This window comes from Micromonospora sp. DT47 (genome assembly GCF_049844475.1).
In the GTDB taxonomy this organism is placed as follows: domain Bacteria; phylum Actinomycetota; class Actinomycetes; order Mycobacteriales; family Micromonosporaceae; genus Micromonospora.
On sequence record NZ_JBNCLC010000003.1, the window covers coordinates 106,960 to 123,213 of the forward strand.

Here is a 16,254-nt window from a genome sequence, read left to right on the forward strand (position 1 = left end):
GCGGATCGGACAATTCGTGCGACGTCCGCTGCCGGTCACCGAGATCACCCCGTGGGCCGGCCGGGCGACCCCGTCGTTTCGAGGCATTGACGTCGGGTACCCGTCGGGCATGGCCGAGAAGAAGTTCCACAAGGGCGACCACGTCTCCTGGGCCAGCCACAGCGGTCGCGCACGTGGCGTGGTCAAGGAAGAGCTCACCGAGCGGACGCACGTCCGCGGGCACCCCGTGAACGCGTCCCCGGACGACCCGCAGTACCGGATCCGCAACGACGACTCGGGCCGGGACGTCGCGCACCGACCTGAGGCGCTGCGCCATGAGCCGAAGTGATGACGGCCGGGACAACTATCGGGAGTTCACCGAGGCGGTGAACATGAAGCCCGGGGAGCTGTCGACGTGGCTGGAGACCGACGAGTCCAAGCTGGTGGGCTGGCACAAGGGCGGCCGCTCCGGCGGGGGCGAGTCGGTCGGCCACGAGTCCGGCCGGAAGATCATCGGTCTGCTGCGGCGCAAGCGCGCCGAACTCTCCGAGGGCGACTACCAGCACATGCGCAAGGTTGTCGGGTACGTCCGCCGGCACATGGCCCAGCGGCCCTCCGGCGACGTGCGCGACACCAGGTGGCGCTGGTCGCTGATGAACTGGGGGCACGACCCGCTCAAGCGGTGACGCCTCATCACGACGAACGGGCCGTCCGGCTGCCGGGCGGCCCGTCGCGCGTCCGGCGTCAGTGGTCGGCGCTGTTCCAGTCGCGGCCCTCGCCGACGGAGACCTCCAGCGGCACCGACAGCGGGTACGCCGCGCCCATCTCCCGTCGCACCAGCGCTTCGAGGGTCTCCCGCTCGCCCGGGGCCACCTCGAAGACCAGCTCGTCGTGCACCTGCAGCAGCATCCGGGAGCGCAGCCCGACGTCCCGCAGCGCGGTGTCGACGTGCAGCATCGCGACCTTGATGATGTCGGCCGCCGAGCCCTGGATCGGGGCGTTGAGCGCCATCCGTTCCGCCATCTCCCGGCGCTGCCGGTTGTCGCTGCCCAGGTCGGGCAGGTAGCGCCGGCGGCCCAGGATGGTGGAGGTGTAGCCGTCCTGGCGGGCCCGGGCGACCACCTCCTGCAGGTAGTCCCGGACCCCGCCGAAGCCGGCGAAGTAGTTCTCCATCAGCCCGCGCGCCTCGTCCGCGGTGATGCCGAGCTGCTGGGAGAGGCCGAACGCGCTCAGCCCGTACGCCAGGCCGTAGTTCATCGCCTTGATCTTGCGACGCTGCTCGCCGGTGACCTCGGCGACCGGCACGTCGAAGACGGAGGACGCGGTGGCGGCGTGGAAGTCGTGGCCGGAGTTGAACGCCTCGATCAGCGCGTCGTCCGAGGAGAGGTGCGCCATGATGCGCATCTCGATCTGGCTGTAGTCGGCGGTGAGCAGGCGCTCGTAGCCCTCCCCCACCACGAAGGCCCGACGGATCCGCCGCCCCTCCTCGGTGCGGATGGGGATGTTCTGCAGGTTGGGCTCGGTGGAGGAGAGCCGGCCGGTGGCCGCCACCGTCTGGTTGAAGGTGGTGTGGATCCGGCCGTCGTCGGAGACCGACTTGAGCAGCCCGTCCACCGTGGACTTCAGCTTGGCCACGTCACGGTGACGCAGCAGGTGCTCCAGCACCGGGTGCGGGTTCTGCGCGTAGAGCCACTGGAGTGCGTCGGCGTCGGTCGTGTAGCCGGTCTTGATCTTCTTGGTCTTGGGCAGGCCCAGCTCGGTGAAGAGGATCTCCTGCAGCTGCTTGGGCGAGCCGAGGTTGAACTCCCGCCCGACCGCCTCGTACGCGCCCTGCGCCGCGGCCTTCACCTCGGCGGCGAAGTGCGCCTCCAGCTCGGAGAGGTAGTGCGTGTCGGCGGCGATGCCGATCCGTTCCATGCCGGCCAGCACCCGCATCAGCGGCAGCTCCACCCCGGCCATCAGCCGGGCGGACTGCTCGCCGTCACGGGAGAGCTCGGCGTCGATCGCGTCGGCCAGGTCGAGGGTGGCCCGGGCCTGGAGCATGAGGTTCTGCTCGGCCGCGCCGTCGTCGCCGAGCCCGTCGAGGGTGAGCTGGCCGGTCTCGGGCACGTCGACCCGCAGCTCCCGGTGCAGGTAGCGCAGCGCCAGGTCGGTCAGGTCGTAGGAGCGCTGGTCGGGGCGGGCCAGGTAGGCGGCGATCTGGGTGTCCCGGGCGATGCCCTCCAGCGGCCAGCCGTGCGCGGCGAAGGCGAGCACCGCCGGCTTGCTGTCGTGCAGCACCTTCAGGCGCTCGGCGTCGGCCAGCCAGCCGGCCAGCGCCGCCTCGTCGACCGGCTCCAGCCCGGCCGGGTCACACCAGGCCGCCGCCCCGCCGGCGGTGGCCAGGGCCAGCCCGGTCACCGAGGCGGTGTGCCGGCGGTTGGGGCCGGTGTCGACCTTGACCGCCAGACCGACCGGGGCGCCGGCCGGGGCGTGCGTCTCCAGCCAGCCGGCCAACGCACCGGGCTCGGTGAGCACCTCGCCGGTGAGGTCGAACCCGGCCTCGGCCTCCGGCTCCACCGCCTCCAGGTACTGGTAGAGCCGGTCGCGCAGGATCCGGAACTGGAGGGTGTCGAAGACCTGGTGCACGGCCTCCCGGTCCCAGCCCTGCCAGCGGGCGTCCTCGGGGCGTACCGGCAGTTCCAGGTCGGAGACCAGGCAGTTGATCTCGTAGTTGCGGATCACGTCGGCGAGCCGCTCGCGCAGGCTGTCGCCGGCCTTGCCCTTGATCTCGTCGGCCCGGGCGATGACGCCCTCGACCCCGCCGTACGTGTTGATCCACTTGGCCGCGGTCTTCGGGCCGACGCCGGGGATGCCGGGCAGGTTGTCGCTGGTCTCGCCGACCAGGGCGGCCAGGTCGCGGTAGCGCTGCGGGCCGACGCCGTACTTCGCCTCGATCGCGGCCGGGTCCATCCGGGCCAGGTCGGAGACGCCCTTGCGCGGGTAGAGCACGGTGACCTGGTCGCCGACGAGCTGGAAGGCGTCCCGGTCGCCGGTGCTGATCAACACCTGCATGCCCTGGTCGCGGGCCTGGCAGGCGAGGGTGGCGATGACGTCGTCGGCCTCGTAGCCCTCCCGCTCCACCACCGGGATGCGCAGCGCGGCGAGGACCTCCTTGACCAGGCTGACCTGGCCCTTGAAGTCGGTCGGGGTCTCGCTGCGGCCCGCCTTGTACTCCGCGTACTTCTCGGTGCGGAACGAGCGGCGGGAGACGTCGAAGGCGACCACGATGTGGGTGGGCTGCTCGTCGCGGAGCACGTTGATCAGCATCGAGGTGAAGCCGTACACCGCGTTGGTCGGCTGCCCGGTCGTGGTGGAGAAGTTCTCCACCGGCAGGGCGAAGAAGGCCCGGTATGCCAGGGAGTGTCCGTCGACGAGGAGCAGGCGCGGCGTCGTAGCTGTCACGGCAGCGACTCTAGCCCGTACCGCCGACAACACCGGGTGGCGGCACCGCGCTGCCGGCGGGAAAACCGGCATCCGGGCACGGACGCCGGCGGCCGCCCGCCCCGCGAGGGACGGACGGCCGCCGACGGTACGACGTGCTCAGGCCACGCCGAGGTACGCCTCCTTGACCGCCGGGTCGGTGAGCAGGTCCTGACCGGACCCCTCCTTCACGATCCGACCGGTCTCCAGCACGTACCCGCGGTGCGCCCGGGAGAGCGCCTGCTGGGCGTTCTGCTCCACCAACAGGACGGTGGTGCCCTGCTGGTTGATCTCCGTGATGATGTCGAAGATCTGCCGGATCACCATCGGGGCCAGACCCATCGACGGTTCGTCGAGCAGGAGCAGCTTCGGCCGGCTCATCAGCGCCCGACCGACCGCCAGCATCTGCTGCTCACCGCCGGAGAGCGTGCCGCCGGCCTGCTTGCGCCGCTCGGCCAGCCGCGGGAAGAGGGTCAGCACCCGGTCCAGGTCGGCGGCGATGCCGGCGGAGTCCCGCCGGGTGTACGCCCCCATGTCCAGGTTCTCCATCACCGTCATGCCGGGGAAGATCTGCCGGCCCTCGGGCGACTGGCACAGCCCCCGGACGACCCGCAGGTCGGCCCGGAGCTTGCTGATGTCCTCGCCGTTGAAGACGATCCGGCCGCCGGCCAGCCCCCGGGTCCCGGAGATGGCCCGCATGGTGGTGGTCTTGCCGGCGCCATTCGCGCCGATCAGGGCCACCACCTCACCCTCGTTGACGGTCAGGCTGATGCCGTGCAGGGCCTCGATCCGGCCGTACGCGACGCTGACGTCGTTCAGCTCAAGCAGCATCGGCGGACTCCCCCAGATACGCGGCGATCACCCGTGGATCCCGACTGACGTCGGCGGGCGCGCCCTCGGCGATCTTGCGGCCGAACTCCAGCACCACGATCCGGTCGGTGACCCCCATGACGAGGCGCATGTCGTGCTCGATGAGCAGCACGGTCAGCCCCTTGTCACGGATCTTCCGGATCAGGGCGAGCAGTTCCTCCTTCTCCGCCGGGTTGAAGCCGGCGGCCGGCTCGTCCAGGCAGATGAGCTTCGGCTCGGTGGCCAGCGCCCGGGCGATCTCCAGGCGGCGCTGGTAGCCGTACGGCAGGTTGCGCGCCTCGTCGTTCGCCCGGTCGGCGATCCCGACGAAGCGCAGCAGCTCCAGCGCCTTGGCCTCGGCGGCCCGCTCCTCCAGGATGTGCCGGGACAGCCCGAAGGTCTTCGCGCACGACCGACGCAGCTGCTGCCAGGAGCGGACGATGCCGGACTCCGCGGTGACCTGCGGCAGCTCCTCCGGCTTGGGCCGCACCCGGTAGAGCCGGAACAGCGCTCCCGGCACGCTGGTCTTGTGCCGGGAGTCCGTCCCGACCATGACGTTCTCCAGCGCGGTCATCTCCGGGAACAGTCGGATGTTCTGGAACGTCCGGGAGATGCCCATCCGGCTGATCTGGTGCGGCTTGCGGCCGGTCACCTGCTCGCCGCGGAACCGGACCGCACCCGAGGTGGGCCGGTAGACGCCGGTCATCACGTTGAAGCAGGTGGTCTTGCCGGCGCCGTTCGGGCCGATCAGGCCCAGGATCTCCCCCTCGTGGATCTGGAAGTTGATCCCGTCGAGGGCGACCACGCCGCCGAAGCGGAGCGTGACGTCGTCGATCTCGAGCAGCACCGGCTTCGGGCCCGGCTGGGCCGGGACCTTCGGCGTCGCGGTGGGAGTGGATTCCTCAGACATGAGCGGGCGCCTCCTCTGCCGCCGCCGCACGGTCCTTCAGCTCGCGGGCCCGTCGCCGGCTGGGGATCAGGCCCTGCGGACGCAGGATCATCACCAGCACCATGGCCAGGCCGAAGGCCAGCCACCGGTAGTCGGCGATCTCCCGGAACCGCTCCGGGAGATAGGCCAGCAGCACCGCGCCGAGTGAAACCCCGACCATGTTCCCCGAGCCGCCGACCACGACCATGGCGACGAAGAGGATGGAGAGGTTCACGTTGAACTGGGTCGGGTCGATGAACGCGTTCCGGCTGCCGAAGAGGAACCCGGAGAGCCCACCCAGGGCCGCGCCGATGGCGAACGCCCAGAGCTTGAACTTGAACGGGTAGACCCCCATCACCGCCGCGGCGTCCTCGTCCTCGCGGACCGCCAGCCAGGCCCGGCCGACCCGGCTGTGCTCCAGCCGGCGCACCAGGAAGACCATCAGCAGCACCACGGTGATGGCCAGCCAGTACCACGGCTTGGCGTCGATCAGCCCGAAGACCTTGTTGTCCGCCGACGGCGGGCCCTCCGGGCCCGGAATGGCGGAGATGCCCTGCGGGCCGTTGGTCAGACCGTTGGCGTTGCGGGCCACGATCCGGATGATCTCACCGAAGCCGAGCGTCACGATCGCCAGGTAGTCGCCGCGCAGCCGCAGCGTCGGCCAGCCCAGCAGCACGCCGGAGATCAGCGTGAGCACGAGCGCGATGATCAGGCAGATGGCCCAGGTCACCGCCCAGGTCGCCGGCAGGTCGAACTCCTGCTGGATCCACTTCACCACCGGCGAGTTCACCGAGCCGAAGAGCGCCACGCTGTACGCGCCGATGGCGAAGAAGCCGATGTAGCCCAGGTCCAGCAGACCGGCCAGACCGACCACCACGTTCAACCCGATCGCCACCAGCACGTAGATGGCACAGGTGAACAGGACACCGGCCCAGTTGTTGCCACCGTCGATCGAGTCGGTGCGGAGCCCGTTCAGGCCCGGAATCACGAGGCCGCCTGGCAGCTTGCCCAGGTAGGGAAGGTGGTACAGGAACACCACGAGGGCCAGAACACCGAGGGCCTGCTGCCACTTCGGCAGCGCCCGCCAGCGGTCACCGACCGAGGTCAGCAGGCTGACCCGGCGACGGTCTGCGGTGCGAATCTTGTCGATCATGCGCGGGCCCTCCCCAGCGACTCACCCAACAGGCCGGTCGGGCGGAACATCAGCACCACGATCAGGACGACGAACGCGATGACGTCCTCCCAGTTGGAGGCGAAGAGCGTGGCGCCGTACACCTCGACGATGCCGAGGAAGAGCCCACCCACCAGCGCGCCGCGCAGGTTGCCGATGCCGCCGAGCACCGCGGCGGTGAACGCCTTGAGCCCGAGCACGAAGCCGATGCTGTTCTGGGTGAACCCGAAGCGCATGCTCCACAGCAGCGCCGCCGCGCCGGCCATCACGCCACCGAGCACGAAGATCAGCATGATCACGCGCTCCTGGTTGACGCCCATCAGCGCGGCCGTCTCCGGGTTCTGCGCCACCGCGCGCACACCCCGGCCGTACCGGGTGCGGTTGATGAACCAGTCCAGGATCGCCATCATCCCCACGGCCGAGACGAACACGATCACCTGGATGTTGGTGATGGCGGTGTTGCCGATCTCGAACAGGGTCTCCTGCTTGATGATCGTCGGCATGCCGACGATCTGCCGGGCCCGGCCGAACAGCGACGGCATCGCGTTGCCCGCCACGTCGGGCAGGAGCAGGCCGAAGACCTCGACCAGCACCAGAGAGAGGCCGATCGCGGTGATCAGGAAGATCAGCGGCGGTGCGTTCTTGCGCCGCAGTGGACGGTAGGCGATCCGTTCGATCGCGAGGGCCGTGCCGCCCGAGGCGACCGCTGCGGCGACCAGGCCGAGTACCAGGAAGAGGATGGCCTGGCCGATCGGCGGGTTATTTTGCACCCCGAACGCGGTCCACACGCCCAGCACCGCGAAGGTGCCGACCATGAAGACCTCGGAGTGAGCGAAGTTGATCAGGCGAAGGACGCCGTAGACGAGGGTGTAGCCCAGGGCGATCAGGGCATAGATAGCGCCCTTGGACAGGCCGTCGACGGTGTGCTGGCCGAGGTGGCCGAAGAGTTCGTCGAAATTCACCGGGGTCTCCTTGCATCGAGTGCGGCCGGGGTGGAGACCCCGGCCGCACTCCAGTGCCATGGCGTCAGTTGAGCTTGAGCTCCTGCAGCGGAGTGATATCCGTGCCCTTGATCTGGTACGCCCAGATGACGACCTTCGACGGGTCGACGTCACCCTTGTCGTCGAACTTGATGTACTTCGAGACGCCCTGCTTGTCGTAGGACTTCACGTAGGCGAGGATGTCGGCCCGGCTCTTCTTGCCGTCCTTGAACGCGTCCAGGTAGACCTGCGCCGCGTCGAAGCCCTCCGCGCCGTAGGAACCCGGCGCCTGGCCGAACTCCTTCTGGTAGTCGGCGGAGAAGGTGCCGCCGGCCTTGTCGGCCGGGAGGCACGGGCAGGTGATGATGGCACCCTCGGCGCCGCCCGAGGCGCCCTGCGGGAACGCCGGGTCGTAGAGACCGTCCGGGCCGACGAACTTGGCCTGGACACCGGCCGCGCGCATCTGCTTCACCAGCGGAGCGGCCTCACGGGTGTAGCCGCCGTAGAACACGAAGTCGGCCTGCTTCGCCTTGATCTTGGAGATGGTCGCGTCGAACTGCGACTGCTTCTCCTGGATCTTGTCGGTGCCGACCAGCGTCGCGCCCAGGTTCTTGCCCAGCTCGGCGGTGATGCCCGCGCCGTACGCGCTGCCGTCGTCGATGGCGAAGACCTTCGTCGCGTTCTGCGACTTCATGTAGGTGGCCACGGCGCCCGCCTGGGTGCCGTCGTGGCCGACCACCCGGTAGAAGGACTTGTTGCCCTTCTGGGTCAGGTCGGTCCGGGTCGCCGACGGGCTCACCATCGCCAGGCCGCCGGCCTGGTAGATCGGCATGGTGGCGTCCGACTCACCGGAGAAGTGGCCACCGATGACACCGAGGAACGAGTTGTCGCCGGCGATCTGGTTGGCGAAGGGGGTCGCCACGGCGGGGTCGCCCTGGGTGTCGAACTGCTGCATCTCGACCTTGCAGTTCGGGTTCTTCTCGTTGAACTGCTTGACAGCGAGCTTGGCGCCGTTCAGCGACGGCAGGACCAGGCCCGCGTTGTCACCGGTGAACGCGCCGAAGATAGCGATCTTGCCACCGCAGTCGCCGGACGCGGTGCCGCCGCTACCCGAGTCCTGGCAACCCGCGGCGCCCACCATCGCCGCGGCGATCGCGGCGGCTCCAAGCACCCGTACATAACTACGCCTCACGGCTTCCTGACCTCCTCCAGAAGCAGGAGGCGACTGATCCGGATGAGGTGGCGACAGCACAGCCCGCACCACCACCCACCCGGCAGGGACGCCCCTGCATTACGGCTCGTGATGGCGGAGCGTACCGACACTCCTACGGCCGGGGAAGGGCTTGGGGCGGGGTCTGCGAAACCGTTACGAAGACGTGCGCGATCAACGCGAAACCCGTAACAGGTGGATCCTTGACCGGTCGTTATACCCGATCCGCCCTCATTCCGGGACGGCGGGCAACGATGCCGACCACCCCGCCGACCTCGTGCCGTCGTCAGCGAAGAGCCAGACCCGCTCCCCCACCGCCGCCACCGCGACGTCCCGGTCCGCCCCCGCCGGCACCGGCAGCGGGATCTCCATCGGCTGCCACGACCCACCCCGGTCCGCCGACGTCCACACCGAGCGGGCCGCCCCGTCGGAGACCGCCGCCACCAACCGGCCACCAGCCACCGCCAGCCCGTCCACCGACGGCGCCCCGGACGCCGCGGCGGCGCCGAAGCCGCCGGCCGCCACCCACTCGTCGCCATCGCGCCGCCAGGCGCCGAAGGCCCGGCCGCGCAGCCCGACCGCCACCGCCGCGCCGTCGACCAGGGCCACCCGCTGCAGCTCCTCGTAGCGGTCCGTGCCGGGCAGCGCGGTCCGTCGCCAGGCCCGGCCGTCCGCCGACGACCAGACCACCGGGTCCCGGTCGATCCGACCCGCCGGCAGGACGCCACCCACCGCCAGCCACCCCTGGGGTACGCCCACCGCGTCGAAGGCCCAGCTGACCCCACGCCCGTCGCTGGCCAGCTCCGGGGCACCCTCCACCAGCGCGAAGTCCGCCGCGTCCGGGGACACCCAGGACGCCGCGCCGCTGGACCGGTTGCCGACGATCAGCCAGCCCGCCGGGCCGCCCGCCAGGCGGGACACGTTCACCGCCTTCGGCCCGCCGTACGTCTCGAACGCCGCCGACACCTCGATCAGGCCCCCGTCGGGGCGCTGCCACCAGGTGCTCACCCGCGGATAGCCGTGCGCGCCCCCGACCTTCGCGCCGATCGCGGCCAGCGCGCCGTCCCGGCAGCCCGCCGCGTAGAGCACGTTCTGCCTGCCGTAGAACGAATCCGCGGCGATCGGCACCGACGTCCACGTCGTACCGTCCACGCTGGTCCAGGCCGCCGGGCGGGTGCCACCGGCGGCGTCCGCGACGCCGCCGGTCGCGTACCACCGGCCGGCGCAGGCCACCGCGTCGCGCAGCAGCGGGCGGCCGGCCGGGCCGGGCGGCGCCGGCAGGGTCAGCTCCTGCCAGGCCGGGCGAAGCGGCCGCGGCGTGTCCCCGGCCGGCTCGGCGGCCGGGTCGCAGCCGGCCAGCAGCGCGGCGAGGACGCCGAGCACCGCGAGCACGCGCCGAGTGAACACGCGTCGATGCTATCGGTCAGCGGCGACTTTCGGGGACCGCGCTTCTGGCAGGACCGCGCTCCTACCGTGCCACGCCGTCTGGGGGCCGCGAGGTCGGCGACCTCGCGGCCGGAACGGTCGGCGCGTCAGGGGGTCGGCTGGGCGACCTCGCCGCCGGCGGTCTCCGCGAGGATCCGCTCGGCGACCTCCTTCATGGTCATCCGGTGGTCCATCGCGGTGCGCTGGATCCACTTGAACGCCTGCGGCTCGGTCATCCCGTACGTCGTCATCAGCGCGCCCTTGGCGCGCTCCACGGTCTTGCGGATCTCCAGCCGGTCGGTGAGCCCGGCGACCTCGGCCTCCAGCGCGGCGATCTCGGAGTAGCGGGACAGCGCGATCTCGACCGCCGGCACCAGGTCGCTCTTCTGGAACGGCTTGACCAGGTACGCCATCGCGCCGGCCGCCCGGGCCCGCTCGACCAGGTCGCGCTGGCTGAACGCGGTCAGGATGATCACCGGGGCGATCCGGGCGCCGGCGATCCGCTCGGCCGCGGCCAGCCCGTCCATGATCGGCATCTTGATGTCGAGGATGACCAGATCCGGCTTGAGCTCCTCGGCCAGCCGGACGGCGGTCTCGCCGTCGCCGGCCTCGCCGACGACCTCGTAGCCCTCCTCGACCAGCATCTCGGCGAGGTCCAGTCGGATGAGCGCCTCGTCCTCGGCGATCAGTACCCGCCTGCGCTCGGCATCCGTCTGCGTCTCGGCCACGAGCCACTCCCACCAGTCTGAGCCCGACACCCGCCGTGCCGGGTGTCGCCGCCCTTAGCGTAGTGGGTAACCTGTTCAGGCCAAGAAGGCGAAGGCCCCTGTAGTCCAATGGCAGAGACGATGCACTCAAACTGCATAAAGTGTGGGTTCGAATCCCACCGGGGGCACCAAGACTGTCGTACGCCTGTTCGACGATTAACTCGTGCATCCACCCGAGATCCGCGCTCGCGCCCGGCGGCTGTACCTGTCCGGGGCCAGCATCGCTGACACGGCCCGTAGCGTCGGGCTCTCTTACCGCACCGTGTGGCACTGGTGCCGCGATCGGCCGGAACCAGTCACCCAAGGAACCGCACTCCGCTGCTTCCGGTGCCGCACAGACGTCGACAATCCGACAGATCAACCCGCCTACAGCTATCTCTTGGGCCTCTATCTGGGTGACGGGCACCTGGTCACCTCCGCGCGAGTGCCCGTGCTGCGAGTCTCGTGCAGCAGCAGTTGGCCAGGCTTGATCGACGCCTGCGACTCTGCCATGCGAGCCGTCCTGGCGACCAAGGTGCAGCGTGTCCAGCAGCGGGGATGCGTCAACGTGCAGAGCTACGGCAAGCACTGGCCCTGCCTGCTTCCGCAACACGGTGCGGGCAAGAAGCACGAGCGACCAATCGTCCTGACTGACTGGCAGAAGGAGATGGTCAGCGCCCACTCCGGCGATTTCCTGCGCGGCCTGTTCCACTCCGACGGCTGCCGGGTCAGCAACCGCGTGACGGTGCGCGGCAGGAAGTACGTCTACCCGCGCTACATGTTCACCAACGAATCGGCCGACATCATGGGGCTCTGCCAGTGGGCGCTGGACCTGCTCGGCATCGCCTGGCGGATGAACCGTCGCAACTCGCTCTCGGTGGCCCGCCGCGATGCTGTCACCGCCCTCGACCGCCACGTCGGCCCGAAGTCCTGACTCCAGGTCGGACGGCGCTTCGACAAACCCGGGTCCGGCGTGTCAGGCGATCGCGGCGAGCGCCTGCTCCAGATCGGCCCGCAGGTCCTCCGGGTCCTCCAGCCCGACGGAGACCCGCAGCAGCCCGCCGCACGGCTTGGCCTCCCCCGCCACCGGCCGGTGGGTGAGCGACGCCGGGTGCTGGATCAGCGTGTCCACCCCGCCGAGCGACACCGCGTGGGTGATCAGCTCGCATGCTCCGGCGACGGCGGCCGCGGCAGGCGCGCCGCCGCGTACCTCGAAGGCGAGCAGGCTGCCGGTGCCGCTCATCTGCCGTCCGACGAGGCCGGCGGGGTCGGCCAGCGACGGGTGGTGGACCCGCTCGACGGCCAGGTGGCCGGCGAGCCAGCCGGCGAGCTTCTCGGCGCCGGCCTGCTGGGCGCGGACCCGGAGCGGGAGGGTCTGCAGGCCGCGGTGCAGCAGGTACGCGCCGAGCGGGTGCAGGATCGCGCCGGTGAGGGCCCGGACCTGGCGCAGCCGGGCGGCCCAGCCGGCGTCGCAGGCGACCACGCCGGCGAGCACGTCGCCGTGGCCGCCGATGCTCTTGGTGGCGCTGTGCAGGACGAGGGCGGCGCCGTGCCGGGCGGGCTGCTGGAGCACCGGGGTGGCGACGGTGTTGTCGACCAGCAGCGGGACGTCGCCGGCGGCGGTGGCGAGCGCGGCGATGTCGACCAGGTCGAGGGTGGGGTTGGCCGGGGTCTCGACGATCACCAGGGCGGTGTCGGGGCGTACCGCGGCGGCCACCTCCTCCGGACGGGCCCAGGTGACCTCGGTGCCGAGCAGCCCGGTGGCGAGCACGTGGTCGGTGCCGCCGTAGAGGGGGCGGACGGCGACGACGTGCCGTTTCCCGTCGCGGGTGGCGGCGAGCAGGGCGGCGGTGAGCGCGGCCATGCCGCTGGCGAAGGCGACGGCCTCGGCGGTGCCCTCCAGTTCGGCGAGGGCGGTCTCGAAGCGGGCCACGGTGGGGTTCCAGAGCCGCTGGTAGACGGCGCTGGCGCCGGGCGGGAGGGTGCCGCCGGTGGCGAGCAGTTCGTACGCCTCGCCACCGTCGCCGACCGAAGGCAGCGGGTTGGTGGTGGAGAGGTCGATCGGCGGCACGTGGACGCCGAGGCTCGCGAGGTCGTCGCGGCCGGCGTGCACGGCCCGGGTGTCCACCGTCGTCATGACCAGAAGCGTCGAACATCTGCCCAGCAAGAGGCAATAGCGGTGAAGAAGATTCTGATACAGCCCCTTCCATCGTTGAAGGGTTCGGATCAAGATGGCTGCATGCCCTCCGCACCGAATGATGTACGGCCCTTCGCCGCCCTGGACGACGTCGACCGCGCGATCCTGACCGAGCTGGCCGCCGACGGCCGGCTGCCGAACAACGCCCTCGCCGAGCGGGTCGGGGTGGCGCCGTCGACCTGCCTGACCCGGACCCGGGCGCTGCGCGACTGCGGGGCGATCCGGGGTTTCCACGCCGAGGTCGACCCGGCGGCGGTGGGCCTGCCGTTGCAGGCGCTGGTCTCGGTGCGGCTGACCGCGCACGAGCGGGCGGCGGTGGACGCGTTCCGGGCCCGGTCGGTGCGGCTGCCCGGGGTGGTGTCGGTGTTCCACGTGGCCGGCGCGGAGGACTACGTGCTGCACGTGCGGGCCGCGTCCGGGGACGCGCTGCGCGACTTCGTGCTCGACCACCTGGCCGTGGATCCGGCGGTGCAGCACACCCAGACCAGCCTGATCTTCGAGCAGGCGCGCGGCATGGGCTGAGCCACACGTACCCGACGAGGGGAACAATTCCGGCGCGGGCCGGGTTGTTCCCGCCCGTGATCGACGTACCGATGTCTGTTCTTGATCTTGCCCCGGTCGCCACCGACGCCAGCGTCGGTGAGGCGCTGCGGCACACCACCGAGCTGGCTCGCCGCACCGAGGAGCTGGGCTACCGCCGGTTCTGGGTGGCCGAGCACCACAACATGCCGGCGATCGCCAGTTCCGCGCCGGCGGTGCTGCTCGCCCACCTGGCGGCGAACACCACGACGATCCGGCTGGGCTCGGGCGGGGTGATGCTGCCCAACCACGCGCCGCTGGTGGTGGCCGAGCAGTTCGGCACCCTGGAGGCGCTGCACCCGGGCCGGATCGACCTGGGCATCGGCCGCGCGCCGGGCACCGACCAGATGACCGCGCTGGCGCTGCGCCGGACCATGGAGGGGCTGTCGGCGGAGGGCTTCCCGCGCGAGCTGGCCGACCTGATGAACTACTTCAGCGGCGAGGACCCGGGGCCGATCACGGCCACCCCGGGGCTGGGCCAGTCCCCGGCGGTCTGGCTGCTCGGCTCCAGCGGGTTCAGCGCCCAGCTGGCCGGCCTGCTCGGGCTGCCGTTCTCGTTCGCACACCACTTCAGCGCGCAGCACACGCTGCCCGCACTGGCGCTCTACCGGCAGCACTTCCGACCCTCGCGCTTCCTCGACAAGCCGTACGCGATGGTGGCGGTCAACGCGGTCTGCGCGGAGACCGACGAGCGGGCTGAGTGGCTGGCCGGGCCGAGTTCGCTGTCGTTTTTGAAGCTGCGGTCAGGACGACCGGAGCCGCTGGCCAGCCCGGAGGACGCGGCGGCGTACCCGTACAACGAGCTGGAGCGCGAGTTCGTCCGGCAGCGCCGGGAGGGCCAGGCGATGGGTTCGCCGGAGACGGTCCGCCGGCAGCTCACGGGCCTGCTGACGCGCACCGGCGCGGACGAGTTGATGCTCACCACGATGGTCTACGACGTCGAGGACCGGGTGCGCTCGTACGAGCTGATCGCCGAGAAGGTCGCCGGCGGCCTGGGCCGGAATGCCTGAAACACGCTCTTCATGCCGGCGGCACCCCACCGTCGCGGAGCGCCCCTAGTTTGGTGACCGGTGGTGGTACGGCACTCCCGATCGGGACGGGTCGGGGGTGCTGCGGTGTGGTGCACCGGGTCGCGCTTCCCGCCGCACAACCGGTCCCCTGCCCCTTGATCGCGGCCGACCCACCTGGTCGACTCGTCGGATGGCTGAGCACATGGACCCGGAGGAGTTCCGCCGCGCCGGGCACGCGGTGGTGGACTGGATCGCCGACTACTGGACGACGCTCGGGCAGCGACCGGTGACCTCCCAGGACCCGCCGGGGACGGTGGTCGCCGCGCTGCCGGTCGCCCCGCCGGAGCACGGCGAGCCGGTGGAGGCCGTCCTCGCCGACCTGGACGCGGTGATCGCACCTCGGCTCACCCACTGGCAGCACCCCGGGTTCTTCGGGTACTTCCCGGCCAACACGTCCGGCCCGAGCGTGCTCGGCGACCTGGTCAGCTCGGGCCTCGGCGTGCAGGGCATGCTCTGGGCCACCAGCCCGGCCTGCACCGAGCTGGAGACGGTGATGCTGGACTGGCTGGCCGGGCTGATGGACCTACCGGAACGGTTCCGCTCCACCGGCCGCGGCGGCGGGGTGATCCAGGATTCGGCCTCCTCGGCGACGCTGGTCGCCACCCTCGGCGCGCTGCACCGCGCCAGCAAGGGCCGGTGGCGCGAGGTGGGCGTGGACCGTCGCTACCGGGCGTACACCTCGACGCAGGGGCACTCGTCCATCGAGAAGGCGGCCCGGATCGCCGGGCTTGGCGAGGACGGGGTCCGCCCGGTCGAGGTGGACCCGGAGACGCTGGCGATGCGCCCGGCGGCGCTGCGGGCGGCGATCGAGACGGACCTGGCGGCCGGGGACGTACCGGCGATCGTGGTGGCGACCATCGGGACGACCTCCACCACCGCCGTGGACCCGCTGCCGGAGATCGGCGCGATCTGCGCCGAGTACGGCGTCTGGCTGCACGTCGACGCCGCGTACGCGGGGGCGGCGGCGGTCTGCCCGGAGCTGCGGTGGTCGCACGCCGGCCTGGAGCACGCCGATTCGTACTGCTTCGACCCGCACAAGTGGCTGCTCACCGGCTTCGACTGCGACGCGTTCTGGGTGGCCGACCGGGGCGAGCTGGTCGAGGCGTTGACGGTGATGCCGGAGTTCCTGCGCAACGCCGCCACCGAGTCCGGCGCGGTGCTCGACTACCGGGACTGGCAGGTGCCGCTGGGCCGGCGGTTCCGCGCGTTGAAGCTCTGGTTCGTGCTGCGCTGGTACGGCGTCGAGGGGCTGCGGGCGCACATCCGCTCCGGGGTGGCCCTGGCCGACCGGTTCGCCGCCCGGGTGGCCGCCGACGACCGGTTCGAACTGGCCGCGCCGCACCCGTTCTCGCTGGTCTGCTTCCGGCTGCGGGCCGGGGACGAGGCAAGCGCCGCCCTGCTGGCCCGGGTCAACGGCACCGGGCGGATGCTGCTGACCCACACCCGGGTGGGCGGTCGCTACACGCTGCGGCTGGCGGTCGGCTCGCCGCTCACCACCGAGGAGCACGTGGACGCGGCGTGGGAGCTGTTGTCCACGACGGCGACCGAGATCATGGCCGGCTGACGCGACCGCCGGCCACTGCGAATGCGGGGCCCGACCTCGACGGCGCCCGAAGCCGCCGGGGGGTCGGCGGTAAGGATCCGATCGGCTGTGGAGC

General features: G+C 71.2%; 15 protein-coding genes, 1 tRNA gene and 1 pseudogene. 8 read left to right on the plus strand and 9 right to left on the minus strand.

What is annotated here, in order from left to right; genetic code table 11:
- Positions 1 to 16: 16 nt before the first annotated feature.
- Positions 17 to 328 (plus strand): DUF2945 domain-containing protein, encoded by a 312-nt coding sequence (locus ACLQ2U_RS05520; protein WP_425749439.1) that lies wholly within the window; start codon positions 17 to 19, stop codon positions 326 to 328.
- On the plus strand, positions 315 to 665 hold the full coding sequence (locus ACLQ2U_RS05525; RefSeq protein WP_425749440.1) for a DUF3140 domain-containing protein: 351 nt from the start codon (positions 315 to 317) through the stop codon (positions 663 to 665). The genes ACLQ2U_RS05520 and ACLQ2U_RS05525 overlap by 14 nt, the downstream gene beginning before the upstream one ends.
- Positions 666 to 723: 58 nt before the next feature.
- On the opposite strand, the gene polA is transcribed toward ACLQ2U_RS05525, so the two are convergent.
- The 8 genes from polA to ACLQ2U_RS05565 form a co-directional block, all read right to left on the minus strand.
- A complete protein-coding gene (gene polA, locus ACLQ2U_RS05530) occupies positions 724 to 3,423 on the minus strand; it encodes a DNA polymerase I (protein ID WP_425749441.1) in 2,700 nt (899 codons plus the stop codon).
- 138 nt (positions 3,424 to 3,561) lie between these two features.
- Positions 3,562 to 4,272, minus strand: coding sequence for an ABC transporter ATP-binding protein (locus ACLQ2U_RS05535; protein ID WP_425749442.1), 711 nt, complete (start codon positions 4,270 to 4,272; stop codon positions 3,562 to 3,564).
- On the minus strand, positions 4,262 to 5,200 hold the full coding sequence (locus ACLQ2U_RS05540) for an ABC transporter ATP-binding protein (protein WP_425749443.1): 939 nt from the start codon (positions 5,198 to 5,200) through the stop codon (positions 4,262 to 4,264). The genes ACLQ2U_RS05535 and ACLQ2U_RS05540 overlap by 11 nt, the downstream gene beginning before the upstream one ends.
- Positions 5,193 to 6,371 carry a branched-chain amino acid ABC transporter permease gene (locus tag ACLQ2U_RS05545; RefSeq protein ID WP_425749444.1) on the minus strand — a complete coding sequence of 393 codons (1,179 nt, stop codon included), beginning with the start codon at positions 6,369 to 6,371 and terminating at the stop codon, positions 5,193 to 5,195. The genes ACLQ2U_RS05540 and ACLQ2U_RS05545 overlap by 8 nt, the downstream gene beginning before the upstream one ends.
- A complete protein-coding gene (locus ACLQ2U_RS05550; protein WP_425749445.1) occupies positions 6,368 to 7,351 on the minus strand; it encodes a branched-chain amino acid ABC transporter permease in 984 nt (327 codons plus the stop codon). Before ACLQ2U_RS05550 ends, ACLQ2U_RS05545 begins: the two co-directional genes overlap by 4 nt.
- 64 nt (positions 7,352 to 7,415) lie before the next feature.
- On the minus strand, positions 7,416 to 8,561 hold the full coding sequence (locus tag ACLQ2U_RS05555; protein WP_425749446.1) for a branched-chain amino acid ABC transporter substrate-binding protein: 1,146 nt from the start codon (positions 8,559 to 8,561) through the stop codon (positions 7,416 to 7,418).
- Between the two features lie 249 nt (positions 8,562 to 8,810).
- Complete coding sequence (locus ACLQ2U_RS05560; RefSeq protein ID WP_425749447.1) at positions 8,811 to 9,986, minus strand: hypothetical protein; 1,176 nt, start codon at positions 9,984 to 9,986, stop codon at positions 8,811 to 8,813.
- 125 nt (positions 9,987 to 10,111) lie between these two features.
- A complete protein-coding gene (locus ACLQ2U_RS05565) occupies positions 10,112 to 10,732 on the minus strand; it encodes an ANTAR domain-containing response regulator (RefSeq protein ID WP_425749448.1) in 621 nt (206 codons plus the stop codon).
- Between the two features lie 94 nt (positions 10,733 to 10,826).
- Between ACLQ2U_RS05565 and ACLQ2U_RS05570 the strand changes: the two genes are divergently transcribed.
- The 3 genes and pseudogenes from ACLQ2U_RS05570 to ACLQ2U_RS05580 all read left to right on the plus strand — a co-directional run bounded on the left by ACLQ2U_RS05570 (position 10,827) and on the right by ACLQ2U_RS05580 (position 11,684).
- A tRNA-Leu gene (locus ACLQ2U_RS05570) sits at positions 10,827 to 10,902 on the plus strand.
- A gap of 32 nt (positions 10,903 to 10,934) precedes the next feature.
- Positions 10,935 to 11,039: pseudogene (locus ACLQ2U_RS05575) on the plus strand (terminase gpP N-terminus-related DNA-binding protein); the annotation flags it as partial.
- Positions 11,040 to 11,150: 111 nt separating this feature from the next.
- Positions 11,151 to 11,684, plus strand: a complete 534-nt coding sequence (locus tag ACLQ2U_RS05580; RefSeq protein ID WP_425749732.1) for a hypothetical protein — start codon at positions 11,151 to 11,153, stop codon at positions 11,682 to 11,684.
- A 42-nt stretch (positions 11,685 to 11,726) separates the two neighbouring features.
- Here the strand turns inward: ACLQ2U_RS05580 and ACLQ2U_RS05585 are convergent, their stop codons facing one another.
- Positions 11,727 to 12,887 (minus strand): trans-sulfuration enzyme family protein, encoded by a 1,161-nt coding sequence (locus ACLQ2U_RS05585; protein WP_425749449.1) that lies wholly within the window; start codon positions 12,885 to 12,887, stop codon positions 11,727 to 11,729.
- Positions 12,888 to 12,989: 102 nt separating this feature from the next.
- Here ACLQ2U_RS05585 and ACLQ2U_RS05590 point away from each other — a divergent pair, with 102 nt between their 5' ends.
- From ACLQ2U_RS05590 to ACLQ2U_RS05600, 3 genes are all read left to right on the plus strand, one after another.
- Entirely contained in the window at positions 12,990 to 13,469 is a 480-nt protein-coding gene (locus tag ACLQ2U_RS05590) for an Lrp/AsnC family transcriptional regulator (protein ID WP_425749450.1), read from the plus strand.
- 71 nt (positions 13,470 to 13,540) lie between these two features.
- On the plus strand, positions 13,541 to 14,536 hold the full coding sequence (locus ACLQ2U_RS05595) for an LLM class flavin-dependent oxidoreductase (RefSeq protein WP_425749451.1): 996 nt from the start codon (positions 13,541 to 13,543) through the stop codon (positions 14,534 to 14,536).
- 190 nt (positions 14,537 to 14,726) lie between these two features.
- The gene (locus ACLQ2U_RS05600; protein ID WP_425749452.1) at positions 14,727 to 16,160 is read left to right on the plus strand and encodes a pyridoxal-dependent decarboxylase; all 1,434 of its coding nucleotides are present in this window, start codon (positions 14,727 to 14,729) and stop codon (positions 16,158 to 16,160) included.
- The last annotated feature ends 94 nt before the right edge of the window (positions 16,161 to 16,254 follow it).

What these genes read in the sequence shown, in the direction of transcription:
- ACLQ2U_RS05525 (WP_425749440.1), top strand. Translation starts at nt 315, where the DNA reads ATGAGCCGAAGTGATGACGGCCGGGACAACTATCGGGAGTTCACCGAG.
- ACLQ2U_RS05535 (WP_425749442.1), bottom strand. Translation starts at nt 4,272, where the DNA reads ATGCTGCTTGAGCTGAACGACGTCAGCGTCGCGTACGGCCGGATCGAG.
- ACLQ2U_RS05540 (WP_425749443.1), bottom strand. Translation starts at nt 5,200, where the DNA reads ATGTCTGAGGAATCCACTCCCACCGCGACGCCGAAGGTCCCGGCCCAG.
- ACLQ2U_RS05545 (WP_425749444.1), bottom strand. Translation starts at nt 6,371, where the DNA reads ATGATCGACAAGATTCGCACCGCAGACCGTCGCCGGGTCAGCCTGCTG.
- ACLQ2U_RS05585 (WP_425749449.1), bottom strand. Translation starts at nt 12,887, where the DNA reads ATGACGACGGTGGACACCCGGGCCGTGCACGCCGGCCGCGACGACCTC.
- ACLQ2U_RS05590 (WP_425749450.1), top strand. Translation starts at nt 12,990, where the DNA reads ATGCCCTCCGCACCGAATGATGTACGGCCCTTCGCCGCCCTGGACGAC.
- ACLQ2U_RS05595 (WP_425749451.1), top strand. Translation starts at nt 13,541, where the DNA reads ATGTCTGTTCTTGATCTTGCCCCGGTCGCCACCGACGCCAGCGTCGGT.
- ACLQ2U_RS05600 (WP_425749452.1), top strand. Translation starts at nt 14,727, where the DNA reads ATGGCTGAGCACATGGACCCGGAGGAGTTCCGCCGCGCCGGGCACGCG.